Source organism: Duncaniella sp. B8 (assembly GCF_005304985.1).
GTDB classification, from domain to species: domain Bacteria; phylum Bacteroidota; class Bacteroidia; order Bacteroidales; family Muribaculaceae; genus Duncaniella; species Duncaniella muris.
Genome location: NZ_CP040121.1, coordinates 1,225,152 through 1,251,407 on the forward strand (window position 1 = coordinate 1,225,152; position 26,256 = coordinate 1,251,407).

The following is a 26,256-nucleotide window of genomic DNA, read 5'->3' on the forward strand; positions in this document are numbered from 1 at the left end:
TTAAGATTTTTTAACTCCAAAAATTCGATGTGAAGAAGAGAATCAGAAGGGTTTGTAGCCTAAAAGACTAAAAATAGGGCAATTTGCCATGCCCGGCAGGGCAAATTTTTATTTTTAAATATAAATAATTATGATTTTTTATCTAAACCCGTCTATTGTAACGCAAATAGGTTAAGAAACTCCCTGACGGGAGAATCTTAACCCATTATAGCTTAAAAGGAGTATGCTTATTTGAGCTCTACTTCAGCACCTGCTTCTTCGAGCTGCTTCTTGAGGCCTTCAGCATCAGCCTTAGCCATGCCTTCCTTAACTACTGAGGGAGCACCGTCAACCATTTCCTTAGCTTCCTTGAGGCCAAGACCGGTGAGTTCCTTCACGAGCTTAACGACAGCGAGCTTAGAAGCACCGGCTGATTTGAGAACTACGTCGAAAGAAGACTTTTCTTCTTCAGCAGCAGCACCAGCAGCGGGGCCGGCAGCAACAGCAACAGCAGCAGCTGCGGGTTCGATGCCATAAGTTTCCTTGAGGATCTGAGCAAGTTCGTTTACTTCCTTAACGGTGAGGTTAACAAGTTGTTCTGCAAAAGCATTAAGATCTGCCATGATTTTATAGTTTTATTTGTTGTTTTTTAATTTAATAGAATTGAGGTTGAGCAGAGAGGCTTGGAGAATGGAGCTTGGCGCTTAGGCCTCCTTCTTCGAAAGAGTTTCGAGGATGCCGTGAAGTTTGCTGCCACCAGAAGTAAGGGCAGAGATAACGTTCTTGGCGGGAGACTGGAGAAGAGCGACAACGTCGGCGATGAGCTCGTTTTTGCTCTTGATTGCGCAGAGAGCGTCGAGCTGATCCTCGCCCATGTAGATAGTCTCTTCAACGTAAGCAGCCTTGAGGCGGGGAAGGACGGCGTCCTTGTCGGCCTTGCGGATATCCTTGATCAGCTTTGCGGGAGCGTTGCCTACGTTGGCAAGCATCAGCGAAGTTGATCCGTGGAGTGCTCCGTAGAGTTCAGAGTAATCGCCTTCAAGTGATTCGAGCGCCTTGTGAAGAAGGGTGTTCTTCACAACCATGAGCTTCACGTCGGCCTTGTTGCATTCGCGGCGTAGGGCTGTGGTCTTTTCGGCGTCGAGGCCGGCGGTTTCAGTGAGGTAGAAGCAGCTATACTCCTGGATAGTTTTAGCTATGTTCTCAATAGCAATGATTTTATCTTCCTTTTTCATTTTGTACAGTCAGCTTAAGAAGTTATTCGTCGATCGACTTGGGGTCAATCTTGATACCCGGACTCATTGTGCTCGAAAGATAAATGCTCTTGATGTAGGTACCCTTTGCAGCAGCAGGCTTGAGTTTGATCAAGGTGTTGATGAATTCACGCACGTTGTCAGCAGCGGCGGCAGCTTCGAAAGAGACTTTGCCGACTGACGAGTGAACGATACCGTTCTTGTCAACCTTGAAGTCGATCTTACCCTTCTTCACTTCTTCAACAGCCTTAGCGACATCGTTGGTCACAGTACCGCTCTTGGGGTTCGGCATGAGGCCACGGGGACCGAGAACACGGCCGAGGGCACCTATCTTACCCATGATAGCGGGCTGAGTGATGATCACGTCGACATCGGTCCAGCCACCTTTGATTTTATCAATGTATTCGTCAAGACCTACATAGTCTGCGCCGGCAGCCTTGGCGGCAGCTTCAGCGTCTGAGTTGCAGAGCACGAGAACGCGCACCTGCTTTCCGGTTCCGTGGGGAAGTGTCACAACGCCACGTACCATCTGGTTAGCCTTACGGGGATCGACACCAAGGCGAACATCCACGTCAAGTGAAGCGTCAAATTTGGTGAAAGTGATTTCTTTCACGAGGCTCACTGCTTCAGCAAGTGTGTAAACCTTTCCGGCTTCAACCTTTTCCTGGGCAATCTTTTGATTTTTCGTCAGTTTACTCATGTCAATTGAAGTTTAGAGGTTTTCGGGGAATGTTCCTTTCACGGTGATACCCATGCTTCTGGCTGTTCCGGCAACCATACGCATTGCCGAAGCTACGTTGAAACAGTTCAAATCGGGCATTTTGTCCTCGGCAATCGCCTTAACCTGTTCCCAGGTGATTTCTGCGACTTTCTTACGGTTAGGCTGAGCGGAACCGCTTTTGAGCTTTGTAGCCTCAAGGAGCTGGATAGCTACCGGAGGAGTCTTGACAACGAAGTCGAAGCTCTTGTCGGAGTAATAGGTGATTACTACAGGAAGTACCTTACCGGCCTTGTCCTGGGTGCGGGCATTAAACTGCTTGCAAAACTCCATGATGTTGATACCCTTGGAACCAAGAGCAGGACCAACTGGAGGTGAAGGATTTGCGGCTCCTCCTTTGATTTGCAATTTGATCTGTCCAGCAATTTCTTTAGCCATGATAAATCTAAATTTTGTTAATGATTCGGTTAAAACGATGACGTCTGTTCTTTCACCAAGATATCTCTCCGGCGTCTTTCGTAACCAAGTGCCGGAGAGCCATCATTGAATTCAGGCTCGGAAACTGCGTCATCTCCCGTGGCGCGGCCAACGGCTTTGCAGCGATTGACAGCGCCGCGCGATGTTTATTCACGCTCTACCTGCGAATTTTCGAGTTCCAACGGAGTTTTACGTCCGAAGATCTTGACCATAACCTTGAGTTTCTTTCTCTCGCGGTTGACTTCCTCGATGGTTCCGGAGAAACCGCTGAAAGGACCGAATGTCACTTTCACAGTCTCGCCCACCATGTAGTCGTTTCCTTCGTCGGTCGGGTCAATCATTTCATCGGCCGTTCCCATCATTCTGAGCACTTCGCTTTCACGAAGGGCTTCGGGGGCGGCGTTCTTGCCACGTCCACGCAGGAAATCAATCACATTAGTGGTGTTACGGAGTTCATACAGGACCTCACCGGTGAGGATACACTCCACAAAGACATAGCCGGAGTAAAGGTTTTTCTCCTTCACTACCTTCTTGCCGTTGCGGACGGACATAACCTTTTCGGTAGGAATCAAGACCTGAAAAACATAATTGCCGAGGCCGGTGTTGCGGATGGCTCCATCCAGAACTTCTTTAACCTTAGCTTCCTTGCCTGAGATAGCGCGAAGCACATACCAGGCTTTTTTCAATTCTTCCGCCATTGATTTTCTTCCTTTTAAAGATTACTGACCGAGGCTGTAAATGAAGTGCATAATGGTATTGACCACCTGATCCATAGCGAAGACAATCGCCGCTATAATGATGGAAGCTATCAGCACGATGACTGCGCTCTTGACCAGCTGGCCCCTTGTAGGCCAAGAAGTCTTATATCGAAGTTCGGTATAAGACTCCTCTATATCCGTAAGTAGTTTAAGTTTACTCATTTGTCGTGTTTTTTAGCACGGGACGAGAGGCTCGAACTCCCGACACCCGGTTTTGGAGACCGGTGCTCTACCAACTGAGCTAGTCCCGTATAGGAAAACCGACCCTCGATCCGCTTCGAGTGTGACCCGTCAGTGAGACAAGGGTCGGTTTTGGTTTTATTCAGTGACCGGTCTTAAAGACCGATTCGTGAATGACTTTATGAGTGGTATTACTCAAGGATCTCAGTGATCTGGCCTGAACCCACGGTACGACCGCCTTCACGGATAGCGAAGCGAAGACCTGCGTCGCAAGCAACCGGGTTGATGAGCTCAACGTTGATCTCAACGTGGTCACCGGGCATTACCATTTCTACACCTTCGGGGAGAGTGATCTCACCGGTTACGTCAAGAGTACGGATGTAGAACTGAGGACGATAGTGGTTGTGGAACGGAGTGTGACGGCCACCTTCTTCTTTCTTCAGGATGTAGACAGAAGCTTTGAACTTGCTGTGGGGCTTAACAACTCCGGGGTGGCAGATTACCATACCACGCTTGATATCTTTCTTGTCGATACCGCGGAGGAGAAGACCTACGTTGTCACCGGCTTCACCCTGATCGAGGAGCTTGCGGAACATTTCAACGCCAGTTACAACTGACTTCATGTCTGCGCCGAGACCCATGATCTGAACTTCGTCACCAACCTTTACGATACCAGTTTCAATACGACCGGTAGCAACGGTACCACGACCAGTGATTGAGAACACGTCTTCAACAGGCATAAGGAAGGGCTTGTCGATGTCGCGGGGAGGCAGGGGAATCCAGTTGTCAACGGCATCCATGAGCTCCATAACCTTAGCTTCCCATTCGGGTTCGCCGTTGAGGGCGCCGAGTGCAGAACCGCGGATGATAGGAGTTTCATCACCGTCATATTCGTAAGTCGAAAGAAGGTCGCGCATTTCCATTTCAACGAGGTCGAACATTTCTTCGTCGTCAACCATGTCGCACTTGTTAAGGAACACAACAAGACGAGGAACGTTCACCTGGCGAGCGAGAAGGATGTGTTCGCGGGTCTGGGGCATAGGACCGTCAGTTGCAGCAACCACGATGATAGCACCGTCCATCTGAGCAGCACCGGTAACCATGTTCTTCACGTAGTCAGCGTGTCCGGGGCAGTCAACGTGAGCGTAGTGACGGTTTGCAGTCTCATACTCTACGTGAGCGGTGTTGATTGTGATACCACGTTCTTTTTCCTCAGGAGCGTTGTCGATCTGGTCGAACGACTTAACTTCAGAGAGACCAGCCTTAGCGAGCACTGTAGTGATAGCAGCAGTCAGAGTGGTCTTACCGTGGTCAACGTGACCGATAGTACCGATGTTAACATGCGGTTTGGTTCTTTCGAATTTCTCTTTAGCCATAACTTTGCTATTATTTTCTTGATTAAATGATTGACTTTTCTAACAAGACGCCACGATAGCGTAAGCGCACTATCGGGGCTGTCATTTTATAGATTGGTTTGAGCCGATGGCGGGATTTGAACCCGCGACCTCTTCCTTACCAAGGAAGTGCTCTACCCCTGAGCTACATTGGCGGTATGTGTTAGAGCGGAAGACGAGGCTCAAACTCGCGACCCTCAGCTTGGAAGGCTGATGCTCTATCAACTGAGCTACTTCCGCATTAGGATTGTTTTGTGGGCGAAGATGGATTCGAACCACCGAAGGTATAAACCAGCAGATTTACAGTCTGCCCCATTTGGCCACTCTGGTATTCGCCCTTTCGTAAGTGAACCGCCGAGCGATTCGCTACGTTGTTAGTTTAGTTGAGCCTCTTGTCGGATTCGAACCAACGACCCCGAGATTACAAATCACGTGCTCTGGCCAACTGAGCTAAAGAGGCAACAAGTTATTGTGCGCTTGCTTTTGGAGGAGCGTTCCCTTTCAAAAGCGATGCAAAATTAGCGCAAATATTTTTACCGTGCAAATTTTTTCACATCTTTTTCACAAGAAAATTACAACTTTTTCGCAGCAAAAAGCGCACAATCACACACATCTCGCTAATTAGCAACTGATTAACGGCAGTGATTTTTTATCCACTCATAGTGCGCTTTTTCGGTCTGCGGAGTGGTCCAGTGCTCATTGATCGGTGTAAGATGCGCTTCCTTGGGGGTGGAGACGGCGTTGAACACTTCGTAGCTCGTGGTCGGCGGACAGGTGTTGTCATTGAATCCCCAGGTCATTCTGACCGGACATGTCAGATGGCGCGCGAAGTTCACCACGTCGTAATACTCCAGTGTGCGGATCTTCTCAGGAGTGGCAGTCTGCGGATCTTTGCGGAAATGATGCGGGTATCCGCCGGTCTTGTCGCCGAGATAGCCTGTCATATCGGAGAGCGCCGGATGATTCGCCACACATCCGTTGACTCTTTCGTCGAGCATCGCGGTTGTGATGGCCAGCGCTCCGCCCTGCGAGCCTCCCTGCGTAAAGAGATTTTTTCCGTCCCATTCAGGAAGCGATGTCAGCAGATCGAGGAATCGTCGGCATCCGAGATAGACGTCCTTCATATAATATTCATCCGGGTCATCGAGGCCGAATTTAAGATAATCGCCCTTGACCTTGCGCTCGGCGGCAAACTCAGCCTCGCTCAGTTCAGGATGCAGACCGTGGATTTCGATTTCCAGTCTGATCATCCCACCTTCTCCGTAGTAGCGGTGGGCCATCGGGTCTTTGATTGTCTTCACTCCGGCTCCCGGAGGGGTCAGCACGGCAGGATATTTGCCTCCCCCTTTCGGGATGAAGAGATAGCCATACATGGCCCGGCCCCGGTCATTGAGCTGCAGACGCACCAGCTGACAGGTCATTTTGTCAGTTGAGTATTTTTCTACCGGCTCGGAAGTATATTTCAGAGGATATTTCTTGTCTTCATCCACGGCTTTTTTCCAGAATGCGGCAAAATCAGTCGGCTCCTTGACAAAGGGCTGAAGTTTTTCGGGCGAGAAGCCCACTTTGACATGGTGGGAGAATTTATGTCCGCCAATTACGGTTTCAAGTCTCAGATCCCGGAACCCCGGCTTGTCCATAGTTCCGATATTGAGCACTCCCCTGCCATTGCTGTCAAGCACAAGACTGCCGTCGGTATCAGCCTGGAGCATATCGGGGCCGATGGAATAGTTTACGGTCATTTCCGAGGCAGGCACACCGTAGCGGTAAAGTTCGATTGAGATCCGGGCGCTGTCTCCGGTCTCATAAAGCCAGTCGGGATGATCTGGATTTGTGACCCACAGCATATCGCTGCGCGAAGGGTAGTTTTCAGCACTGACTCCGGCGGTAAGAGAGGCTCCTAATATAATTAAGGTGGTAAGTCGGAAAAGTTTCATGGTAAATCTGGTGTCAAGTCTCTTATTTTATAAATATGTAGCAAAATTAGCGATTTTCCTCAAAATGGCGTAATTTTGCCTTTAGAATATAATCATTACATGAAACGACAACTCATACTCGCCGCATTGTGCTGCGCCGCCGCAGGCGCCACCGTAGCCCAGGTCAACAGCCCTGATGCCGGAGGTTATCTCGAAAGAGGCATCCTCATGTTTGACGACCGCAATTATGAAGGCTGCATAGACCAGCTCGCCAGAATCCATAGCCTCAGCCCCACCCCGGAGCAGGCCGAACGTGCCCTTTATTATCTCGGACTGGCTTCCCAGGGGCTCGGAGATGACGAAGCTCTCGCATTGTTCCGCAAATTTCTTGCCGACTACCCAGTCTCGCCGCTCAGAGCCGACGTGATGATGTCAGTGGGCGACTACTGGTTCAACCGCGGCAACTATGCCGAAGCGCTGCAGGAATATGCTCAGGTCAACCCTCTCGCACTCACCGGAAACCGCTGCGATGACATGAGTTACCGCACCGCCTATTCCTACATGATGCTCGGCGAACATGCCACGGCGGCCAGCCAGTTCCGCACCCTCCAGAGCTCGGAGGAATACGGCAATGTGGCCCGCTTCTATCTCGGCTACATAGCCTACGTCAACAAAGACTACACTCTGGCGCTGCAATATTTCCGCAACGTCGACACCTCGCGCGAGCCTGGCAACGCGGCGCCCTATTACGAGGCGCAGATCGCATTCGCGCAGGGCGACTTCAACCGGTCGCTCGACATCTCGCGCCGCCTTCTGGCCTCAGGCTCCGTGCCGGCATTCACTGCCGAATGCAACCGTCTTGCCGGCGAATCGCTCTACAACCTGGGCGATGAGAGCGAAGCTCTCCCCTATCTCTGGAAATATTGCGCCGAAGCATCTGACCCGCAGCCTTCGGCATTCTACATACTCGGTGTGAGCGAATACCGGCGCGGCGACTACGATGCCGCCATCAAACTGCTCCAGCAGTCCATCGGGACCCACTCGGCAATGGAGCAGAGCGCCTACCTCTTCCTCGGACAAGCCTATCTCAAACGCGGCGACAACAACTCGGCCCTGATGGCTTTTGAAAACGCCTACCGCGTGGACTACGACCGCGAAGTGCGCGAAACCGCCTTCTACAACTACGCCGTGGCCCGCATGGACGGCGGACGTGTGCCCTTCGGCAACTCCGTGGCCCTGCTTGAAAACTTCCTCCAGGAATATCCCAACTCAACCTACAGCGCCGACGTGCAGCGCTATATCGTCAATGGCTACATGTCAGACAACGACTATGAAAGCGCTCTTGCCGCACTCGACAAAATACAGAATCCGTCAGCCGAACTCATCCAGGCCAAACAGAGAGTGCTGCTTGTACTCGGATCGCGGGAATACACCTCCGGAAAAATCTCCCAGGCCATAAGCCATCTCACCCAGGCGCGCCGCCTCGCCTCTGACAATCCATCAATCCGGCGCCAATGCGACCTTTGGCTGGGCGACTGCTATTACACACGCGGCAACTACGACGAAGCTGCCTCAAGCTACCGCTCATTCATAGCATCGGCACCGAAATCCGACACCCGCAACCGTGCCATAGCCTATTACGATCTGGGCTACACCCGCTTCTGTCAGGAGCGCTACTCCGACGCGCTGACCGACTTCCGCGACGCCGTGACAGTGATGCAGTCAGCACCTGCCGACATCTCGCGCTCGCTTCTCGCAGACTGCTATAACCGCATAGCCGACTGCCACTACTATCAGACCGACTTCACCTCTGCCGCCGAGGCCTACAACAAAGCCTATGACCTCAACCCCTCGTCAGGTGACTACGCACTCTATCAGCTCGCCATCATGAAGGGTCTCCGCAAAGACCACGCCGGCAAGATCGAAAGCATCGACGCTCTGTCAGAACGCTTCCCCTCATCGGGCCTCATACCCAACGCCCTGCTCGAAAAAGCCGAAAGCCAGTCAGCGCTCGGCCAGACCGACCAGGCGATAGCCACCTACCGCCACCTTGTGCAGCAATATCCCAATACCGCCCCCGGCCGCAACGGCTATCTGCAACTCGCCATCACCTATATCAACCGCGGCGAGCGCAGCCAGGGCATCGAGACATACAAGAAAGTCATCTACACCTTCCCTTCAAGCGAGGAGGCCCGCATCGCTGCCGACGACCTCAAACAGCTCTATGCCGCTGACGGCCGTCTGCAGGACTTCGTGGCATTCATCAACTCCGTGCCCAACGCACCGCGCTACGAAGCCTCCGAGCTTGAAAAACTTGCATTCCAGGCCGCCGAAAACGACTATGTGAACTCCGGCGCCACGTCCAAGCTCTCGGCTTACATAGCCGAATATCCTCAGGGAGCCGACCGCGCCCAGGCCCTCTACTATCTCGCCGATGCCGCCTGGAACGAAGGCAAGCCGGCCGAGGCCCAGGGCTATGCCATGCAGGTGATACAGACCCATCCCGACTCCGAAGTGGCCGAAGACGCGATGCTCATCAAAGCCGCAGCCGAAAGCTCGCTCGGCAAGACAGAGATAGCCTACTCCACCTATCAGCAGCTCGAAAACCGGGCTTCAGGCTCAAACATGCTGCGCGAGGCCCGCATCGGACTGATGCGCACTGCTGCCGACCTTGGCAAATATGCCGAAGTGGTCAACACCGCCGACAAGCTTCTCGCATCGACAGCCGCCAACTCGCCGGCCGACCTCAACGAAATCAGATTCATGCGCGGTATGGCCAACAACAGCCTGGGCAACTACGACAAGGCCTATGAAGACTGGTCGGAACTCGCCGAGAACCCCGCTGACATCTTCGGAGCCAAGAGCGCCTACTACATGGGCAACTCACAGCTCGATCGTGGCCTTGTCAAAGGCGCTAAATCGACAGCCGAAAAGCTCATCGACTCCGACACCCCGCACCAGTACTGGCTTGCACGCGGATTCATCCTCTACAGCGACATTCTGCGCAAAGAAGGCAAAAAATTCGAGGCAGACGAATATCTGAAATCACTGAAAAGCAACTATCCCGGCACCGAAGCCGACATCTTCCAGATGATCGACTCACGCCTCTGAACCTGACAGCAGGAAGCTGCCACGAACCATCACCACCCTTCACCACCCATTCATTTCAGACTCAAAGCAACAATGAATACAAGATCAACCATATTTTCACTCTGCCTCGCACTCGGCACCCCGCTCTTCGGCCAGGGGCTCCACAAGGAAATCAACGTAGAGCAGGAGATAGTCCCGGTCAAGCGCGACGCGGCCCGCATCACAATACTCCCCACCCTTCAGCTGCCAGCCGTCAGCAAACCGCAGCTGGCATTCAGCAACCGCGTGGTCACCACCCGTGTGCCCAACGCCATCTCGACTCTTGAGCCTGTGGCCTATGGCGAAAACCTCTTCTCGTCGCCCTACCGCGGCTATGTGGCCCTCGGCCTCGGCGCTCCGCTCTTCAACGGAGCCTTCTCGGCCGGTTACCGCATTCTCGACACCGACCGCACCCGCCTGAGCGCCTGGGGGCAGTATGACGGTGATATCTACACACAGAAAACAGACGAGCGTAAGGAATACTGGCGTGACCACAGCGCATCACTCGGCGTAGACCTCCATCAGGCCATCGGAAGCAAATCGTTTCTCAATGCCGGCGTGGACTACACCTACGGCTATCACACCATCCCCTCTGCCTGGGACTCATTCTCGCAAAGCATCAGCCGTTTCAACCTTTCGGCCCTTTACACTTCGCGGGCACAAGGCCTCGACTGGACCGCAGCCCTCCGCTACCGTCATTTCGGCTTCTACAACTCAAATGCACCGCAGAGGCTACACTTCATCTCATCTGTACCTGACACAGACTTCCCCATCCACATCTTCACTCCAGGCCAGACCGGCACAGCAGACTCGCCTGCACCCGGCCAGACCGAGGTCTACGCCGTGCCCGGCGAATCACCCGTACGCCAGAACCTCTTCGGCGCATCGCTCACCGGCAAGCTCTCGTTCGGCGACAACACATCGCTCGGACTTGACGCTGACGCAGACTTCCTGCACACCGGCAGCCATCTGAGTCCCCGCTACCCTTATCTTTCCTACGGCGACTACTCAGCCAAAGACGGCTCGACAGTCGGCCTGATAGCCCTGACCCCCCATCTCGACTACTCGTCGGCCACGGTCAAAGCCCGCATCGGCGCGCAGGTGGATGTCAGCATCAACAACGGCCGCGTCTTCCACATAGCCCCCGAAGCCTCCCTGGCCTGGACACCCTCGCAGCTCGTGGGCTTCGAAATCAAGGCTCACGGCGGCTCCGACCTCAACCAGCTTTCGTCGCTCTATAACGTGACCCCTTACCTCAACTCCTCGATGGCCTATTCGCAATCACACATACCCTATGCTCTTGACGGGCGCGTGACCGTGGGCCCCTTCTTCGGTGCCTACCTCGAATTCTTCGGAGGATATGCCAAGGCAAATGACTGGCTCATGCCCGTGGTAGCCGACAGCTATCTCGGAGGCGCAGTCTTTGACCGCATCGATCTTTCGGCCTGGCATGGCGGTGCCGCCGTCGGCTACGACTACCGCAAGCTGCTCTCGGCCCGTATCAGCTACGAGACAGCGCCCAATGACTATGACAACAGCTTCTATGAATGGCGCGACCGTGCCCGCCACGTGGTCAACGCCGAACTCAAGCTCCGCCCACTGACACCCCTGCAGATCACTCTCGGCTGGCAGTTCCGCGCCGGACGCCGCTGCTACGGCATGGCCCACAATCTCTCCGGCGCTACCGGAGATCTTCAGGTCTACTCGCCTCAGGCCCGGTCGCTTGGCTGCGTGTCAGACCTTTCGCTCGGAGCCTCCTATGCCGCCACCGACGCCCTCTCCATCTTCGCCGGCGGAGAAAATCTGCTCAACCGCCGCTACTACCGCATAGGCGACCGCTACTCGCAGGGCATCCGCTTCATGATCGGCGCATCACTCAAATTCTGACCACACAATTCTAAACAAATATCAAATCTCCATGAAAAAATTCGCAATGACACTGCTGGCGCTTCTCGCTTGCGCCACATCAGGAGTCCAAGCCCAGTACAGCACCTATTATAAAGATATGCCTGTGGAAGTCCGTCAGGTAGAACCGTTCGCCATAGCCGACCGCAGCGTGAACCTTGCCGAACGCGGAGCCACCGGTGACGGAGCCACACTCAACACCGACATAATACAGAAAGCCATCGATGAGCTCTCACAGGCCGGCGGCGGTCATCTCGTAATCCCCCAGGGTGTATGGCTCACCGGCCCGATCGAACTCAAGAGCGGTGTGGACCTCCATCTGGAGCGCAACGCCATACTCTATTTCTCGCCTGACAAGGCCCTCTACATAGACTCCAATCCCAAAGCATCGCGCGTACGCGCCTGCATCAGCGCCAACCGCTGCCGCAACATCAGCATCACCGGACTCGGCACCCTCGACGGCAACGGCGCGCAGTGGCGCCCGGTGAAACGCTCCAAGGTCAGCGACGTGGAGTGGAAACGCTTCCGCAAAATGGGCGGCGTTGAACGCCAGAACGGCTCGCTTTGGTATCCCTGGGAACTGAAATCAGGCTATCCCGACGTAGCAGACACCCCTGAGAAACAGGAGAAAAAGCGCAACGACCTCTTCCGCATAAACAACTGCGAGAACGTGTTGCTCTCCGGAGTCACTTTCCAGAATGCCCCGAAATTCCACGTCCACCCCTTCAACAGCCGCAACATTATCATTGACGGCATCACCGTCCGCTGCCCCTGGAACGCCCAGAACGGAGATGCAATAGACCTTAGCGACTGTCACCAGGCTCTCGTGGTCAACTGCACGGTCGATGCCGGCGATGACGGCCTCTGCATGAAAAGCGGCGAATACAAGCCCAAAGCACTCGTCAATGGCTGTGAAGACATACTCCTGCAGGACAACACCGTCTACCACGCCCACGGCGGCTTCGTGATCGGCAGCGAAGATATCTGCGGCATGAAACGCATAGTGGTGCGCAATTCGACTTTCTCCGGAACCGACACCGGTCTGCGTTTCAAAAGCGCTGTGGGCCGTGGCGGCAAGACCGAAGACATCTACATCAGCGGCATCATGATGGCCGACATCCAGGCCGAAGCCATAATCTTTGAATGCAACTACGCCGACCGCCCCGCCGGATCGAAAGACAGCGACATAGCAAGACCACAGGAAATGGTGAAGGTGCCCGAATTCACTGACATCCATATCTCCGACGTGGTCTGCCGTGGCACCGCCACCGCCATAGCCGCAAGCGGAATCGCCGGCCTCAACTGCGTTCATGACATCACGGTAGAAAACTCCACCTTTATATATACAGCCAACGCAACTGAAATCGACAGCGCGACAGCATCGGTGACTACCAAAAATGTAAAATTCATCAAAGACAAGAAGTAAGAGACCATCAGTAGGCCGGCAACCGTCCTAAGACCGTCTCACAAAACCTCATAGCCAGACAGTACACAGCAGTGTGCTGTCTGGCCGAAATGATCTACAACGAAGCCGAGGCCCTCTGTATGCTCGGAGGCAATGAGACCAAAGTGCGCAGCCTCCTTGAAGAAGCCGTGCGCCCCTATCAGCCCGGCTACAGCTGCACACTCTCAGGCGATGCGCTCCTTAGGCAGCCCTCAGGCTGTCTGACAGAAGGAATCCATACACGTCCCATCCGGTGGTAATGCCGGATGGGATTTTTAATTTTCCTGAATTTCAGACAAAATTCATTTATATTTCCACATTTCTCATCTGATATTGCAAATAATTTGACATTAATTTCGTACTTTTGCAGACATTTTATTATTTTCAAAAAAGTATTTATTTATAGCAGTTAGATGAACAATGATCAGATAAAGGTGATCTTTGCCGAAGAAGAGCATACAAAATATGCCGAGCAGATTGTCACCCTAATCTATGAATCAGCCCTTCAGCGCGGCACCGGCATAGCCCGCCGCACACCTGAATATATCGCACAGAAGATACGTTCGGGGAAGGCTGTCGTTGCTCTCTGTGATGACCGTCTCATCGGCTTCAGTTACATTGAGAGCTGGGAACATGGTGATTATGTGGCCACTTCAGGCCTTATCGTCGATCCGGAATTCCGACGATTGGGGCTCGCAGCACGAATCAAGGCCAAGACATTCGAACTTGCCCGCCTCCGCTTCCCGTTCGCCAAACTGTTCAGTATCACCACTTCTCTGCCGGTGATGAAGTTAAATTCACAGATGGGCTACAAGCCCGTCACCTTCTCGGAACTTACTGACGACGAGGAATTCTGGGCCGGATGCAAGGGCTGTGTCAACTATGACATACTCCAGCGCAACAACCGCCGCATGTGTCTCTGCACAGGCATGCTCTATGACCCCAAAGCCAAACTCGAACGGCCTTCCAAGCGAGCCCCCTACGTAATGTGGCTGCACAACCGCGTCAAAAAATTGCTCCACCTGAAATAATCTCCTCCGCGCGAGAGCCTGCAGGGCCCCATCACCCCTCTCCGGCGCTCTCCCGCCGACATCAAATTTAACAACATCATCCCCCCTAATCCAATAGATTCAATATTATGGAAAAGAAGAAAAAAGTGGTTTTAGCCTTCAGCGGCGGTCTCGACACGTCATTCGCTGCAAAATATCTTTCAGAAGACCTCGGTTATGAAGTGCACACCGCAATCGCCAACACTGGCGGATTCTCTGACGAGGAACTGAAGACCATCGAAGAAAAAGCTCTGCGCCTTGGCGCCGCATCTCATGCATCTCTTGACGTCACCGGCGACTACTATGACAAGAGCATCAGATATATGATAGCAGGCAACGTACTGCGCAACGGCACCTATCCCATCAGCGTGTCGTCAGAACGCATCTTCCAGGCTATCGCCATCGTCGAATACGCCAAGAAGATCGGAGCCGATGCCGTGGCCCACGGCTCGACAGGCGCCGGAAACGACCAGGTGCGTTTCGACCTCACATTCCAGATCCTCGCCCCCGAAATCGAGATCATCACCCCGACCCGCGACATGACTCTCACCCGCGAGTATGAGATCGACTATCTGAAGAAACACGGCATCGAGGCCGATTTCAAGAAGATGGAATATTCCATCAACAAGGGCCTCTGGGGCACCAGCATAGGCGGCAAAGAGACTCTCCACTCAGAGCAGACTCTCCCCGAAAGCGCATATCCCAGCCAGATCACCGAAAAAGGCGAGGAACACATGACCATCACCTTTGAAAAGGGTGAGATTTCGGCTGTCAACGGCAAGACTTACGCCGACAAGATCGACGCCATCCGCGAAGTGGAACGCCTCGGCGCCCGCTACGGCATAGGCCGCGACATGCACATCGGCGACACCATAATAGGCATCAAAGGCCGCGTAGGCTTCGAGGCCGCAGGCCCGATCCTAATCATCGCAGCCCACAAGATGCTCGAAAAACACACCCTGACCAAGTGGCAGCAGTACTGGAAAGACCAGATCGGCACATGGTACGGCATGTTCCTCCACGAGTCGCAGTATCTCGAACCCGTCATGCGCGACATGGAGGCCTTCCTTGAAAACTCTCAGCGCAACGTCAGCGGCACTGTAGAGATCATCCTCCGCCCCTACAGCTACACCCTTGTAGGCGTAGACTCACCCTTCGACCTCATGAAGACCGACTTCGGCGAATACGGCGAGGTCAACAAGGCCTGGAGCGCCGATGATGTCAAAGGATTCACCAAGATCCTCGGCAACCAGATGAAGATCTATCACAACGTGCAGAAACGCAACGGAGCCGAGGAGTAAGCCGATGAAAAAAATAGGAATCATAGGAGGAGCCGGCTACACAGCCGGCGAACTCCTCCGCCTCCTGATCAATCATCCGGAGGCTCAGATTGTATTCATACATTCCACCAGCAATGCCGGGCGCCCGGTCTGCGAGATCCACGAAGGTCTGACCGGCGACTGCGACCTGCACTTCTCTGACAGCTACGATCTCAATGCGGTCGATGTGCTCTTCCTCTGCCAGGGCCACGGCTTCAGCCGCAAGTTTTGGGAGGAAAACGAGCGCCCCGAAGGCCTGAAGGTGGTGGACCTCGCCCAGGACTACCGCGACGAGAGCGAAGGCTACACCTACGGACTCCCCGAAGCCAAGCGCGAGGCAATCCGCGAGTCATCGCTCATAGCCAATCCCGGCTGCTTCGCCACAGCGATCCAGACCGCCCTGCTCCCCCTCGCCGCAGCCGGACGGCTCGGCGGAGAGATCCACGTCACCGGCATCACCGGATCGACAGGCGCAGGCGTGAAACCCGGAGCCACAACCCACTTCAGCTGGCGCACCGACAACCTTTCGGTCTATAAGGCATTCGAACACCAGCATCTGGCCGAAATACGCCAGACACTCCGTCAGCTCCAGCCCGGCTTCGACGCAGAGATCAGCTTCATACCCGTGCGCGGTGACTTCGCAAGAGGCATCTTCGCCATGACCTATATCGACACCGATCTTTCAATCGAAGAAGCCACCCGCATCTACAAGGATTTCTATGCCGGAGCCGCATTCACTCATGTGTCAGACCGTCCGGTCGACCTCAAGCAGGTGGTCAACACCAACAAGGCGCTGATCTCGCTTGAAAAACACGGCTCGAAGCTGCTGATAATCTCCGCCATTGACAATCTTCTGAAAGGAGCCTCCGGCCAGGCCGTGCAGAATTTCAATCTCATCTGCGGTCTGCCCGAAGACTGCGGCCTGCGGCTGAAGCCCTCGGCATTCTGATGCGGTCACCGCTTTGGCTGCTCTCTGACACTCGACCTTTTTTGCTACCACACTCTCCCGTTCAAAAAATCATTTCTCTGAAAAAAGATGAATCTCTTCGACGTATATTCACTATATGACATCGAACCGGTCAAAGGACTCGGCTGCCATGTCTATACAGCCGACGGCACGGAATATCTCGACCTCTACGGAGGCCACGCCGTGATCTCCGTGGGCCACGCCCATCCACTCTATGTGTCGGCCATTTCCGACCAGGTAAGCCGTCTGGGCTTCTATTCTAACTCCGTGCAGAACTCCCTCCAGCAGAAATTCGCCGACCGACTGGGACGCATCTCCGGCTACGATGACTATGCCCTCTTTCTCTGCAACTCCGGAGCCGAGGCAAACGAAAACGCCATGAAACTCGCCTCGTTCCACACCGGACGCCGCAAGATCCTCGCCTTTGACCGCGCCTTCCACGGCCGCACCTCCGGAGCCGTAGCCGCAACTGACAATCCCAAGATCCAGGCCCCTTTCAATTCGACCGAAAACGTGGTCTTCGCCCCGCTCAACGACGTCGAGGCCACAGAGCGCCTTCTCGCCACCGGCGAATTTGCCGGAGTGATCATTGAAGGCATCCAGGGAGTGGCAGGTATCCGCATGGTCGATGACGACTTCATGCGCCGCCTGCGCGAACTCTGCACAGCCACCGGCACTCTGCTCATACTTGATGAAATCCAATCGGGCTACGGACGCACCGGACGCTTCTTCGCCCACCAGTACACCGGCATCCGCCCCGACATCATCACCTGTGCCAAAGGCATAGCCAACGGCTTCCCGATGGGCGCGGTGCTCATCTCTCCATCGATCCCTGCGGTCAAAGGAATGCTCGGCACCACCTTCGGAGGCAACCACCTTGCCTGCGTAGCCGCCATTGCCGTGATCGATGCTCTTGAAGGCGAGGCCATGATAGCCAACGCCGCCGCCGAAGGCGAATATCTGATGGAAGAGCTGCGCCGCCTGGCCACCGAGTGTGACGAAATCACCGAAATCCGCGGCCGCGGACTCATGATCGGCATCGAGATCAAAGGCTCGGCATCGGAAATCCGCAAGCGCCTGCTCTTCGAACACCATATCTTCACCGGAGGAGCCGGCGAACACACCGTGCGTCTGCTCCCAGCCCTCTGCCTGCCGCGCTCCCACTCGCGCCGCTTCATCGATGCATTCCGCCAAGTACTCACAACTAAAAAACCTTCCTGAAAAATGCACAACTTCACTAACGTCACAGACATAGGCCCTCTTGACCTCGCAGTCAAAGAGGCACTCGAAATCAAAGCCAACCGTTTCGGATTCAAAGAACTCGGACGCGACAAGACTCTGATGATGATCTTCTTCAACTCCAGTCTTCGCACGCGCCTGAGCACCCAGAAAGCCGCCATGAATCTCGGCATGAACGTCATAGTCCTCGACGTCAACCAGGGAGCATGGAAGCTCGAAACCGAACGCGGCGTAATCATGGACGGCGACAAGGCCGAGCATCTTCTCGAAGCCATCCCGGTGATGGGTTCCTACTGCGACATCATCGGGGTCCGTTCGTTCGCCGGTCTCAAAGACAAGGCCGAAGACTATGAGGAGAGAGTGATCAACCAGTTCATCCGCTACTCCGGCCGCCCCGTCTTCAGCATGGAGGCAGCCACCCGCCACCCACTCCAGAGCTTCGCCGACCTCATCACCATAGAAGAGTTCAAGACCAAGGAGCGCCCCAAGGTGGTAATGACCTGGGCGCCGCATCCGCGCGCGCTTCCGCAGGCCGTCCCCAACTCCTTCGCCGAATGGATGAACGCCACTGACTATGAATTTGTAATCACGCATCCTGAAGGCTATGAGCTTGCCCCTGAATTCGTGGGCAAAGCTCGTGTAGAATATGATCAGCGCAAAGCCCTCGAAGGCGCTGACTTCGTATATGCCAAGAACTGGTCGGCCTACGCCGATCCGAACTACGGCAAGATACTTTCGACCGACCGCGCATGGACAGTCGACAGCGAAAAGATGGCCCTGACAGACAACGCCTTCTTCATGCACTGCCTCCCGGTGCGCCGCAACATGATCGTGACCGACGATGTCATCGAGTCAGACCGCAGCATAGTCATTCCGGAAGCCGCCAACCGCGAAATATCCGCCCAAGTGGTCATCAAACGTCTCCTTGAAGGTCTGAAATGATGGAAGAGACAATCAAAGTGATCAAAATCGGGGGCAACGTGGTTGACAACCCCGAAGCCCTCGGCCGCTTCATAGACGACTTCGTGAAGCTGCCGGGCAAAAAAATCCTGGTCCACGGCGGCGGCAAGGAAGCCACCCGCATGAGTTCGCGCCTCGAAATACCCACCACTATGATAGAAGGCCGACGGGTCACCACCCGCGAGACCCTTGACGTGGTGACGATGGTATACGCCGGACTGGTCAACAAACGAGTGGTCTCCATGCTTCAGGCGGCCGGATGCAACGCGCTCGGACTGACCGGAGCCGACGGCAACGCCATCCGCGCCACCCGCCGCAAGCCGGAGCCGATCGACTACGGCTTCGTGGGTGACATAGCTCCGGAAGGTGTCAACGCCTCACTCATAGGCTCTCTGCTCGATGCGGGCGTCACCCCGGTGTTCTGCGCAATCACCCATGACGGCAATGGATCGCTTCTGAACTGCAACGCCGACACCATAGCCTCAGCTGTGGCTACCGGAACAGCGAGTCTCTCACCGGTCGAGCTGATCTATTGCTTCGAACAGCCAGGCGTGATGGAAGACATCGAACGCCCCGACTCCGTGATACCGCTCATCACGCCTGATATCTACAAGCGCCTGCGCGCCGAGGGTGTGGTCAGCAAAGGCATGATCCCGAAAATCGACAACGCATTCGCCGCAATAGCTGCCGGCGTCAGATCTGTAACCATAAAACATTCCGATGCCCTCAACCGGACCTCAGGCACTGTCATCAGAGATTGATCTGCTCAGACGCATGATCGCCACCCCGTCGTTCTCACGCGACGAGGCTGCCACCGCACAGCTCATTTTCGACCATCTCGCCGAAAATGGAGCCGCACCGAGACGCTATCTCAACAATGTCTACGCACTTTCGGAGGGTTTTGCCCCCGGCCGGCCAACCCTGCTGCTCAACTCCCATCACGACACCGTGCGGCCGGCTGCGAGCTACAGTCTCGATCCATTCAGCCCTGACATGCGCGAGGGTTGCCTATACGGACTCGGCAGTAACGATGCCGGAGCCTCAGTGGCCGCACTGACCAACACATTTCTCAGGCTGCGCACTGCCTCTCTGCCCTTCAACCTGCTCCTGGCCGTCACGGCCGAGGAGGAAGTAGGCGGCGAGAACGGCATGAGAGCTTTCCTCCCACATCTGAAAGAGGAAGGCATCGAGATAAGTTGTGCCATAGTGGGCGAACCGACAGGCATGCAGCCGGCCATAGCCGAACGCGGCCTCGTGGTGCTCGACTGCATAACCACGGGAGTCACCGGCCATGCCGCCCGCTCGGAGGGGATCAACGCGATCTACCGCGCTATGGCCGACATAGAAGCTCTCCGCTCGTTCCGCTTCCCGGATGAATCGAAGATACTCGGACCGGTCGGGCTGAACATCACCCAGATCAACGCCGGATGGCAGCACAACGCCATTCCCGACGAATGCAAATGGGTGGTCGATATCCGCACCACCGACGCATATACCAACGAAGAGACCGTCAGCCTTCTGCGCACTGCCGTCAGCCCCCACAGCTCGCTCACCCCGCGTTCAACCCGTGTGCGGGCCTCCGTCATCAGCAGTGACCATCCGCTGGTCAGTGGAGCTATAGGCCTCGGCCTGGCTCCATTCGTCTCGCCGACCACCAGCGACATGTCGCTGATGTATGACTTCCCCTCGCTGAAAATCGGGCCCGGAGAGTCATCGCGCAGCCATTCGGCCGATGAATTCATCCGCCTCAGCGAAATCGAAGAGGCCATTCCGGTCTACCACTCCCTCATCACCGGTCTGCGGCTCTGATAAATCCCCCCACACACAATCTCACACAACAAAACCCCGCAATCCACACATCAAGATATGAAACTCTGGAGCAAGGGCTTCGAGCCCGACAAAATGATAGAAGAATTCACCGTAGGCCGCGACCGCGAACTTGACCTGCGTCTGGCCCGATATGACGTTGAAGGCTCGATGGCCCACATCAGAATGCTCGAAAGCATTGGTCTTCTGAAAGCCGATGAACTCGAAGTGTTGCTGAAAGCCCTCGGAGAGATCGCCGAAGTGATCGAGCGCGGCGAATTCACAATCGAGCCGGGAGTGGAGGATGTCCACTCGCAGGTGGAATTCATGCTGACCGCAAAGCTCGGCGATGTAGGAAAGAAGATCCACTCAGGCCGCTCCCGAAACGACCAGGTGCTCGTAGACCTCAAACTCTTCATGCGCGACGAGCTGCGCCGCATAGCCGACGCTGTCAGCCGTCTCTTCAAGCGCCTGCAGTCTCTGAGCGAGGAATACAAGGATGTGCTGATGCCTGGCTACACCCATCTGCAGGTAGCCATGCCGTCGTCATTTGGCCTCTGGTTCGGAGCCTATGCCGAATCTCTTGCCGATGACATGCAGATGCTTGTGGCAGCCTACAACATAGCCAACCAGAATCCGCTTGGCTCAGCCGCTGGCTACGGATCATCATTTCCCCTCGACCGCGAGATGACCACCAGTCTGCTCGGATTCGAAACCCTTCATTATAATGTGGTGGCCGCACAGATGTCGCGCGGAAAGACCGAACGCGCCGCCGCGATGGCCATCGGGGCCATCGCCTCGACACTCGGCCATCTGGCTATGGACGTCTGCATGTGGATGTGTCAGAATTTCGGCTTCGTCTCCTTCCCTGACGAGCTTACCACCGGATCTTCTATCATGCCCCACAAGAAAAATCCGGATGTATTCGAGATCATGCGCGGAAAATGCAACCGGCTGCAGAGCATCCAGAACGAGATCGCACTGCTCACTGCCAATCTCCCCCTGGGCTACAACCGCGACCTGCAGTTGCTCAAAGACATCATATTCCCGGCCACGACCGAGATGACCGATTGCCTTGACATGGCTGACTTCATGCTTCAGCACATACGCATACGCCGCGACATCATCGATGACCCGCGCTACGACTATCTCTTCACCGTTGAGGAGGTCAACCGCCTTGTGCTCGGCGGAATGCCGTTCCGCGAAGCTTACAAGAAAGTAGGGCTTGAAGTGCAGGACGGCACCTACCGTCCGGTCCGCGCCGTCAGCCACACCCACGCCGGATCAATCAACAACCTCTGCAACCCCGAAATAGCACTGAAATTCCAGAAACTTTACGACCGTTTCGGTTGTCAGGCCTCTTGTAAGGAATCGTAAAAAATATTCGGTTCTGCAAGGCTTTTTTTACAAAAAGTTCTTACTTTTGCTTTCTGAAATTTATAAACCCAAATCAAGCACAACAATGTTAAACAACAAAGTTCAGGACGCAATCAACGCCCAGATCAACGCCGAATTCTGGAGCGCATATCTCTATCTGTCAATGTCGCTTCACTTCCAGGCTGAAGGAATGCCAGGAGTGGCAAACTGGTTCAAGATCCAATTTCAGGAAGAACAGGCCCATGCCACCATCTTCATGAACTACGTTAACCAGCGCGGAGGCCGTGTGGAACTGAAAGCCATCGAAGCCGTTCCCACCAGCTGGGCATCTCCGCTTGAGGCATTCAAATCTACTCTCGAACACGAAAAGAAAGTCACAGCCCTCATCAACGACCTTTACGCACTGGCCGAAGCTGAAAAAGACTATGCAACCCGCGATCGTCTCAACTGGTTCATAAGCGAACAGGTAGAGGAAGAAGACAACTGCCGCACTCTTATCGACAAGTATTCGCTCATCGGCAACGACGGCATGGGACTCTATATGCTCGACCAGGAACTTGGAAGCCGCACCTACACCGCGCCCTCCATCCTCTCTGAATAAGCCGGAAGCCGCGCAACAGACACACGTGTCGGCGAGAGCTGCCGCAAAGCAGCAACACCCGCCGCCCCCGATAACACAATACTCCTTCAGACCAATGAGCTGAAGGAGTGTTGTGTTATAGAAAGATATTTTATAGAGCTCAGTTAAATTATGTTAAATATTTCGGGGGGGGTAATTTTTTTAATTATTTTTGCTAAGTAACTCTGAAAAAATTAATTTATACTATATGCGGAATTTATTCAGAGGCAGAATCGAGGAATGAAGAGGGAGTTTATAGACATAAACGACCGATGAAGAACTTGATTCTGACCGGAATAAAACCGCAGAGAGTATAAAAGATCCTCCATAGGAGATACTAATGTACATTATATCGTTTAATTTTGAAGAGTTACTTATCATAAAATTAGAATTTAATTCGATTCTACATTCATATAGTTCAACCACAATTTTCAAAAGATATCTAAATTCTATCACCGCATTTCCACAAAATCTTTTAATCCAATTAACCTCAAAATGATTTTGTGGTTCCACTATAACTCATATAACCACTGATTTTACGTGTGTCTTGATCCTCATGGGCTACTTGAGGCCTGAAATCTACAATCGGAATGGATCTAAGACTATAATTTTATAATTTTTTTACAGACAAATTGTTACTACCGACGGAGGACATCGTGATGATGCCCTTCGTTATTTTTCATATCGGAAATGCAATGAATTTAGAGTAACTATTCAGCGAAAACAAAGGATGCGAAGATATAGCCCGTCAGTTTAGACGAGCGCCAATATAGCATCGAGAGGAGATTGTCCGTTTTTCCAGGCCGTGTCAGCAATGGAATGTAGTGCGTGGAAGGCATCGGCACCGGTACCGGAGCGGAAGCATCCGGATATTTTCTGCTTGACCTTGAGTTTTCGGATTCCACGTTCTGAAGCGTTGTTGTCAGATGGTATGGCCGGATTTTCAAGGAAGTTGAAGATGTAGTCCCTGCATTTTATTATCCCCCTCTTCAACTCATTAAACTCTTTGCGCAGACTGTCAAGATTCCGTTTGAGCAAGCCATCAAGCCTTGTGAGCCAGTCATCTTTCGGTATTATATCGACCGGTTTTTCGTTTCTCTGATGAATGGCCTCGCGTAATAAGGTCTGTACTTCCTTTGCCCATGTCTGCTCCTTGTCAATATCGTTAAGGTATTCCAGGTTTCTCAGCAGATGAGCCAGACATATCTGATTATTTAGGAAGTCGATGGCAAAGTACGCGCTGTGGCGGTCAGTTACGGCTGTCATTTTCTTCAATGAGTCACCAAAACGCTCTTCAAGCACTTTTGCACTACGGCCCGCACCGCGGAACACGAGGGTCAGATACGCAGTCTGTGCAATCCACGACCAGTTGAGCCTGCCTTTGACATAGCATCCGGACTCGTCAAAGCCGACTACGGATGATTCTCTGAGCAGACGCTCTATAAGTTCGATTGCCGGGCGGGATTTGTCAAGCGTCTCACGGACGATATTGACAAGCGTCCCCTGACTGATGCGTACATTGAACATCGTGGCGAACAGGGATTGCAACCGCTCGTAAGGCACGCATTGCACCACACTCAGATAAGTCGCAATGGCTCGTATGTTTTTGCCGAAAGTAATGGCATTACCTCCCCTGCGACGCGGTGCATAATCACGATTGCAACATCCGCAGATACAGACTTTTTTATAGAATCTGCGTTCACGATAAATTGGCCGTATCTGAGGCAGATCTATCTCTTGGCTGACATAATCAAGTTCTCCTTCAACATCCGACAGATCGCGCCCGCACTCACTGCAATAGCTGGATGACATATCCTGAATTTCGTCAGGCGTCTCCACCATTTTGCGTGTAGTTCCCTCATGCCCGTATTGACCGCCTACGGGTCTTTCCGATCTCTTCCGCAATGATTTTGTCCGGCGTTCCACCTCAGCCTTTATCGGTTCTTTCGATGGTGGAGTACTGCTGTTGCCGGAGTCCATCGGCGGCTTTTCATACTTCTCCAGACGCTTGCGTAACTCACGGTTTTCCTTAAGAAGTCTATCAACATTACGATTTAGCGAACATATCTCGGCATGCTGGGAATCGATAGTGCCCTGCATGGACTTGAGTTGTTCTGACATTCCGGATAGAATGGATGATATGTCGCTAATCTGTTGTTTCACAGATACAAAGATAGCTAATTTATTTGACATTTGCAAATACAATGATTCGGTAAAAATTACAGAAGTAGTTGAAACTTAAGTTAATATAACGAATTGTCAAATACAAATGAATCGCCAAAGCGTTCATTATAAAAATCTTAGCGTATGAACGTATTGACGATTCTCAAAGACTTCACCTTTCGGTGTAAGTCGGTATTTGAAAATACTACAACCAAGATGAGCAAAAGGTTCCTCAACTGGCTGATTTTAACAATACGCACTGTGGCGTTGATTCCGGGCAAAGTCAATTTTACCCGGCTGTCGCGCTATGGCGGTCGTACAGCCAAGACCTTTGCCTCCAATTTCAAGACACCCGTAGACTGGATGAAAGTCAACATAGGTATGGCACAGGATTGTTTTGGACCGTCCGATGACATGGCAGTGGCAATCGATCCGTCGTTTATCTCCAAATCCGGCAGCCTGACGTATGGCATAGGCCGTTTCTGGTCAGGGGTGGCACAACGTGTCAAACGCGGTCTGGAGATAATGGCGATCGGGGCAATAAGCCTGAGTAAACATACATGTGTGATGCTCGGTGCTGTTCAGTCACCGAACTTCAGGACTCTTGAATCTGAGAAACAAATGTCAATGCTTGACTGGTATGTGGCACTTGTCAGGTCAAAGGCGACAGAGCTGCTCTCACTGACGGATATTCTGGTTGCCGATGCCTTTTTCTCCAAATATGAATTTGTGAATGAAGTGGTTGGCATGGGCTTCCGGTTTGTCGGGAGATTACGTGCCAACTCATATCTGAGGTATCTGGCCATGCCGGATTCCTCCGCCCCGCGAAGACGCGGCAGAAAGAAAAAGTATGGAGAGAAAGTGGATTTCTCCAGCCTTGATATGTCCGTGTTCACTTCATTCATATATGAGGATTCCAAAGGAAACAAAACCCGATGTCACACGGCGGTCGTACACTCGAGGGCATTGAAACGCGACATCCGTATCGTGGTCTGTCCGGTTGAAAACGGAGAGCCTCTCCTGTACTTCTCCACCGACACCGACATGAGGCCTGAAAAGATCATCGGTTTCTACCGCACCCGCTTCCAGATTGAGTTCGGCATACGCGATGCCAAACAGTTCACAGGACTCCAGTCTCAGCAGACCCGGGACAGGGATCGGCTTGACTTTGCGTTCAATCTTTCCTTCACTGCCCTCAATGTCTGCAAAGAGGTCATAAGGAAAGATTATCCGGGTCTTTCGTTAGCGCAGTTCAAACGGCTTATGTTTGAATCTTATCTCGCCTCAACAATTATTTCGACTTGCGGAAAATCTCCGCATCTCAAAATAATTCAGAAAATAAATCATCGGTTGGCTCAGTTAGCGGCTTAGCCAAGGCTGAACAACCTCAAATTTTACCGAATCATTGCAAATAAATTAGCTATTAAATTACTGAAAGATCACGGCTCTTTCATTTAAGATTTCGTCTCATTCTCGACAAATGTGTTATTTTATAGCGAGAGCAGTACGGGCGGAGAGGCTTTAACCTCTGATTTTCAAGAAAATAAGTGCAATGAAAATTTGGCCAAGTGGCAGATTTTTAGTAACTTTATAGGTGATAATCA

At 53.2% G+C, this 26,256-nt stretch carries 23 protein-coding genes and 5 tRNA genes; 14 read left to right on the forward strand and 14 right to left on the reverse strand.

What is annotated here, in order from left to right; genetic code table 11:
• Positions 1–227: 227 nt before the first annotated feature.
• The 13 genes from rplL to FDZ78_RS05465 form a co-directional block, all read right to left on the reverse strand.
• Positions 228–602, reverse strand: coding sequence for a 50S ribosomal protein L7/L12 (rplL, locus tag FDZ78_RS05405; protein ID WP_107032222.1), 375 nt, complete (start codon positions 600–602; stop codon positions 228–230).
• An 81-nt stretch (positions 603–683) separates the two neighbouring features.
• Positions 684–1,214: a 50S ribosomal protein L10 gene (gene rplJ / locus FDZ78_RS05410; RefSeq protein WP_107032221.1), complete on the reverse strand. Its 531-nt coding sequence runs from the start codon at positions 1,212–1,214 to the stop codon at positions 684–686.
• A 22-nt stretch (positions 1,215–1,236) separates the two neighbouring features.
• Complete coding sequence (gene rplA, locus FDZ78_RS05415; RefSeq protein ID WP_107032220.1) at positions 1,237–1,932, reverse strand: 50S ribosomal protein L1; 696 nt, start codon at positions 1,930–1,932, stop codon at positions 1,237–1,239.
• 12 nt (positions 1,933–1,944) lie between these two features.
• A complete protein-coding gene (rplK, locus tag FDZ78_RS05420) occupies positions 1,945–2,388 on the reverse strand; it encodes a 50S ribosomal protein L11 (protein WP_107032219.1) in 444 nt (147 codons plus the stop codon).
• A gap of 185 nt (positions 2,389–2,573) precedes the next feature.
• A complete protein-coding gene (gene nusG, locus FDZ78_RS05425) occupies positions 2,574–3,125 on the reverse strand; it encodes a transcription termination/antitermination protein NusG (RefSeq protein ID WP_107032218.1) in 552 nt (183 codons plus the stop codon).
• 21 nt (positions 3,126–3,146) lie between these two features.
• Entirely contained in the window at positions 3,147–3,347 is a 201-nt protein-coding gene (gene secE, locus FDZ78_RS05430; RefSeq protein WP_107032217.1) for a preprotein translocase subunit SecE, read from the reverse strand.
• A gap of 16 nt (positions 3,348–3,363) precedes the next feature.
• Positions 3,364–3,436, reverse strand: a tRNA-Trp gene (locus tag FDZ78_RS05435).
• Between the two features lie 120 nt (positions 3,437–3,556).
• Positions 3,557–4,741, reverse strand: a complete 1,185-nt coding sequence (tuf, locus tag FDZ78_RS05440) for an elongation factor Tu (protein WP_107032216.1) — start codon at positions 4,739–4,741, stop codon at positions 3,557–3,559.
• Positions 4,742–4,842: 101 nt separating this feature from the next.
• Positions 4,843–4,914: transfer RNA gene (locus FDZ78_RS05445), tRNA-Thr, on the reverse strand.
• A gap of 12 nt (positions 4,915–4,926) precedes the next feature.
• Positions 4,927–4,999: transfer RNA gene (locus FDZ78_RS05450), tRNA-Gly, on the reverse strand.
• 15 nt (positions 5,000–5,014) lie between these two features.
• Positions 5,015–5,097, reverse strand: a tRNA-Tyr gene (locus tag FDZ78_RS05455).
• Positions 5,098–5,145: 48 nt separating this feature from the next.
• Positions 5,146–5,219: transfer RNA gene (locus FDZ78_RS05460), tRNA-Thr, on the reverse strand.
• Positions 5,220–5,391: 172 nt separating this feature from the next.
• Complete coding sequence (locus tag FDZ78_RS05465; protein ID WP_136408180.1) at positions 5,392–6,696, reverse strand: acetylxylan esterase; 1,305 nt, start codon at positions 6,694–6,696, stop codon at positions 5,392–5,394.
• Between the two features lie 99 nt (positions 6,697–6,795).
• Here FDZ78_RS05465 and FDZ78_RS05470 point away from each other — a divergent pair, with 99 nt between their 5' ends.
• The 13 genes from FDZ78_RS05470 (at position 6,796) to FDZ78_RS05530 (ending at position 22,471) form a co-directional block, all read left to right on the forward strand.
• Positions 6,796–9,786: a tetratricopeptide repeat protein gene (locus FDZ78_RS05470; RefSeq protein ID WP_136408181.1), complete on the forward strand. Its 2,991-nt coding sequence runs from the start codon at positions 6,796–6,798 to the stop codon at positions 9,784–9,786.
• A gap of 72 nt (positions 9,787–9,858) precedes the next feature.
• A complete protein-coding gene (locus tag FDZ78_RS05475) occupies positions 9,859–11,691 on the forward strand; it encodes a TonB-dependent receptor (protein ID WP_136408182.1) in 1,833 nt (610 codons plus the stop codon).
• A gap of 31 nt (positions 11,692–11,722) precedes the next feature.
• On the forward strand, positions 11,723–13,135 hold the full coding sequence (locus tag FDZ78_RS05480) for a glycoside hydrolase family 28 protein (RefSeq protein ID WP_124075444.1): 1,413 nt from the start codon (positions 11,723–11,725) through the stop codon (positions 13,133–13,135).
• 71 nt (positions 13,136–13,206) lie between these two features.
• Positions 13,207–13,413: a hypothetical protein gene (locus FDZ78_RS05485; protein WP_136408183.1), complete on the forward strand. Its 207-nt coding sequence runs from the start codon at positions 13,207–13,209 to the stop codon at positions 13,411–13,413.
• Between the two features lie 153 nt (positions 13,414–13,566).
• Positions 13,567–14,184 carry a GNAT family N-acetyltransferase gene (locus FDZ78_RS05490; RefSeq protein ID WP_107032210.1) on the forward strand — a complete coding sequence of 206 codons (618 nt, stop codon included), beginning with the start codon at positions 13,567–13,569 and terminating at the stop codon, positions 14,182–14,184.
• A 107-nt stretch (positions 14,185–14,291) separates the two neighbouring features.
• Positions 14,292–15,503 (forward strand): argininosuccinate synthase, encoded by a 1,212-nt coding sequence (gene argG / locus FDZ78_RS05495; protein WP_124075446.1) that lies wholly within the window; start codon positions 14,292–14,294, stop codon positions 15,501–15,503.
• A 4-nt stretch (positions 15,504–15,507) separates the two neighbouring features.
• Positions 15,508–16,470, forward strand: a complete 963-nt coding sequence (argC, locus tag FDZ78_RS05500; protein WP_136408184.1) for an N-acetyl-gamma-glutamyl-phosphate reductase — start codon at positions 15,508–15,510, stop codon at positions 16,468–16,470.
• Positions 16,471–16,557: 87 nt separating this feature from the next.
• Positions 16,558–17,709 (forward strand): aspartate aminotransferase family protein, encoded by a 1,152-nt coding sequence (locus FDZ78_RS05505; protein ID WP_136408185.1) that lies wholly within the window; start codon positions 16,558–16,560, stop codon positions 17,707–17,709.
• A 3-nt stretch (positions 17,710–17,712) separates the two neighbouring features.
• Positions 17,713–18,669: an acetylornithine carbamoyltransferase gene (locus FDZ78_RS05510; protein WP_136408186.1), complete on the forward strand. Its 957-nt coding sequence runs from the start codon at positions 17,713–17,715 to the stop codon at positions 18,667–18,669.
• Positions 18,669–19,448, forward strand: coding sequence for an acetylglutamate kinase (argB, locus tag FDZ78_RS05515; protein ID WP_136409153.1), 780 nt, complete (start codon positions 18,669–18,671; stop codon positions 19,446–19,448). Before FDZ78_RS05510 ends, argB begins: the two co-directional genes overlap by 1 nt.
• A complete protein-coding gene (locus FDZ78_RS05520) occupies positions 19,408–20,496 on the forward strand; it encodes a M20/M25/M40 family metallo-hydrolase (RefSeq protein WP_136408187.1) in 1,089 nt (362 codons plus the stop codon). Before argB ends, FDZ78_RS05520 begins: the two co-directional genes overlap by 41 nt.
• Before the next feature lie 57 nt (positions 20,497–20,553).
• Positions 20,554–21,870 (forward strand): argininosuccinate lyase, encoded by a 1,317-nt coding sequence (gene argH / locus FDZ78_RS05525; RefSeq protein WP_240740350.1) that lies wholly within the window; start codon positions 20,554–20,556, stop codon positions 21,868–21,870.
• Positions 21,871–21,955: 85 nt separating this feature from the next.
• Entirely contained in the window at positions 21,956–22,471 is a 516-nt protein-coding gene (locus tag FDZ78_RS05530) for a ferritin (protein ID WP_107032203.1), read from the forward strand.
• 771 nt (positions 22,472–23,242) lie between these two features.
• Here FDZ78_RS05530 and FDZ78_RS05535 read toward each other — a convergent pair.
• A complete protein-coding gene (locus tag FDZ78_RS05535) occupies positions 23,243–24,610 on the reverse strand; it encodes an IS66 family transposase (RefSeq protein WP_240743525.1) in 1,368 nt (455 codons plus the stop codon).
• Positions 24,611–24,796: 186 nt separating this feature from the next.
• Between FDZ78_RS05535 and FDZ78_RS05540 the strand changes: the two genes are divergently transcribed.
• The gene (locus tag FDZ78_RS05540; RefSeq protein ID WP_136408189.1) at positions 24,797–26,023 is read left to right on the forward strand and encodes a transposase; all 1,227 of its coding nucleotides are present in this window, start codon (positions 24,797–24,799) and stop codon (positions 26,021–26,023) included.
• Positions 26,024–26,256: the final 233 nt, after the last annotated feature.

Excerpts from the sequence above, each read along its gene's own strand:
- rplL (WP_107032222.1), bottom strand. The coding sequence starts at position 602 with ATGGCAGATCTTAATGCTTTTGCAGAACAACTTGTTAACCTCACCGTT.
- FDZ78_RS05535 (WP_240743525.1), bottom strand. The coding sequence starts at position 24,610 with ATGTCAGAACAACTCAAGTCCATGCAGGGCACTATCGATTCCCAGCAT.
- FDZ78_RS05465 (WP_136408180.1), bottom strand. The coding sequence starts at position 6,696 with ATGAAACTTTTCCGACTTACCACCTTAATTATATTAGGAGCCTCTCTT.
- FDZ78_RS05520 (WP_136408187.1), top strand. The coding sequence starts at position 19,408 with ATGCCCTCAACCGGACCTCAGGCACTGTCATCAGAGATTGATCTGCTC.
- rplK (WP_107032219.1), bottom strand. The coding sequence starts at position 2,388 with ATGGCTAAAGAAATTGCTGGACAGATCAAATTGCAAATCAAAGGAGGA.
- FDZ78_RS05510 (WP_136408186.1), top strand. The coding sequence starts at position 17,713 with ATGCACAACTTCACTAACGTCACAGACATAGGCCCTCTTGACCTCGCA.
- FDZ78_RS05470 (WP_136408181.1), top strand. The coding sequence starts at position 6,796 with ATGAAACGACAACTCATACTCGCCGCATTGTGCTGCGCCGCCGCAGGC.
- rplJ (WP_107032221.1), bottom strand. The coding sequence starts at position 1,214 with ATGAAAAAGGAAGATAAAATCATTGCTATTGAGAACATAGCTAAAACT.
- FDZ78_RS05530 (WP_107032203.1), top strand. The coding sequence starts at position 21,956 with ATGTTAAACAACAAAGTTCAGGACGCAATCAACGCCCAGATCAACGCC.
- tuf (WP_107032216.1), bottom strand. The coding sequence starts at position 4,741 with ATGGCTAAAGAGAAATTCGAAAGAACCAAACCGCATGTTAACATCGGT.
- FDZ78_RS05480 (WP_124075444.1), top strand. The coding sequence starts at position 11,723 with ATGAAAAAATTCGCAATGACACTGCTGGCGCTTCTCGCTTGCGCCACA.
- argC (WP_136408184.1), top strand. The coding sequence starts at position 15,508 with ATGAAAAAAATAGGAATCATAGGAGGAGCCGGCTACACAGCCGGCGAA.
- secE (WP_107032217.1), bottom strand. The coding sequence starts at position 3,347 with ATGAGTAAACTTAAACTACTTACGGATATAGAGGAGTCTTATACCGAA.
- rplA (WP_107032220.1), bottom strand. The coding sequence starts at position 1,932 with ATGAGTAAACTGACGAAAAATCAAAAGATTGCCCAGGAAAAGGTTGAA.
- FDZ78_RS05490 (WP_107032210.1), top strand. The coding sequence starts at position 13,567 with ATGAACAATGATCAGATAAAGGTGATCTTTGCCGAAGAAGAGCATACA.
- argB (WP_136409153.1), top strand. The coding sequence starts at position 18,669 with ATGGAAGAGACAATCAAAGTGATCAAAATCGGGGGCAACGTGGTTGAC.
- nusG (WP_107032218.1), bottom strand. The coding sequence starts at position 3,125 with ATGGCGGAAGAATTGAAAAAAGCCTGGTATGTGCTTCGCGCTATCTCA.
- FDZ78_RS05505 (WP_136408185.1), top strand. The coding sequence starts at position 16,558 with ATGAATCTCTTCGACGTATATTCACTATATGACATCGAACCGGTCAAA.
- argG (WP_124075446.1), top strand. The coding sequence starts at position 14,292 with ATGGAAAAGAAGAAAAAAGTGGTTTTAGCCTTCAGCGGCGGTCTCGAC.
- argH (WP_240740350.1), top strand. The coding sequence starts at position 20,554 with ATGAAACTCTGGAGCAAGGGCTTCGAGCCCGACAAAATGATAGAAGAA.
- FDZ78_RS05540 (WP_136408189.1), top strand. The coding sequence starts at position 24,797 with ATGAACGTATTGACGATTCTCAAAGACTTCACCTTTCGGTGTAAGTCG.
- FDZ78_RS05475 (WP_136408182.1), top strand. The coding sequence starts at position 9,859 with ATGAATACAAGATCAACCATATTTTCACTCTGCCTCGCACTCGGCACC.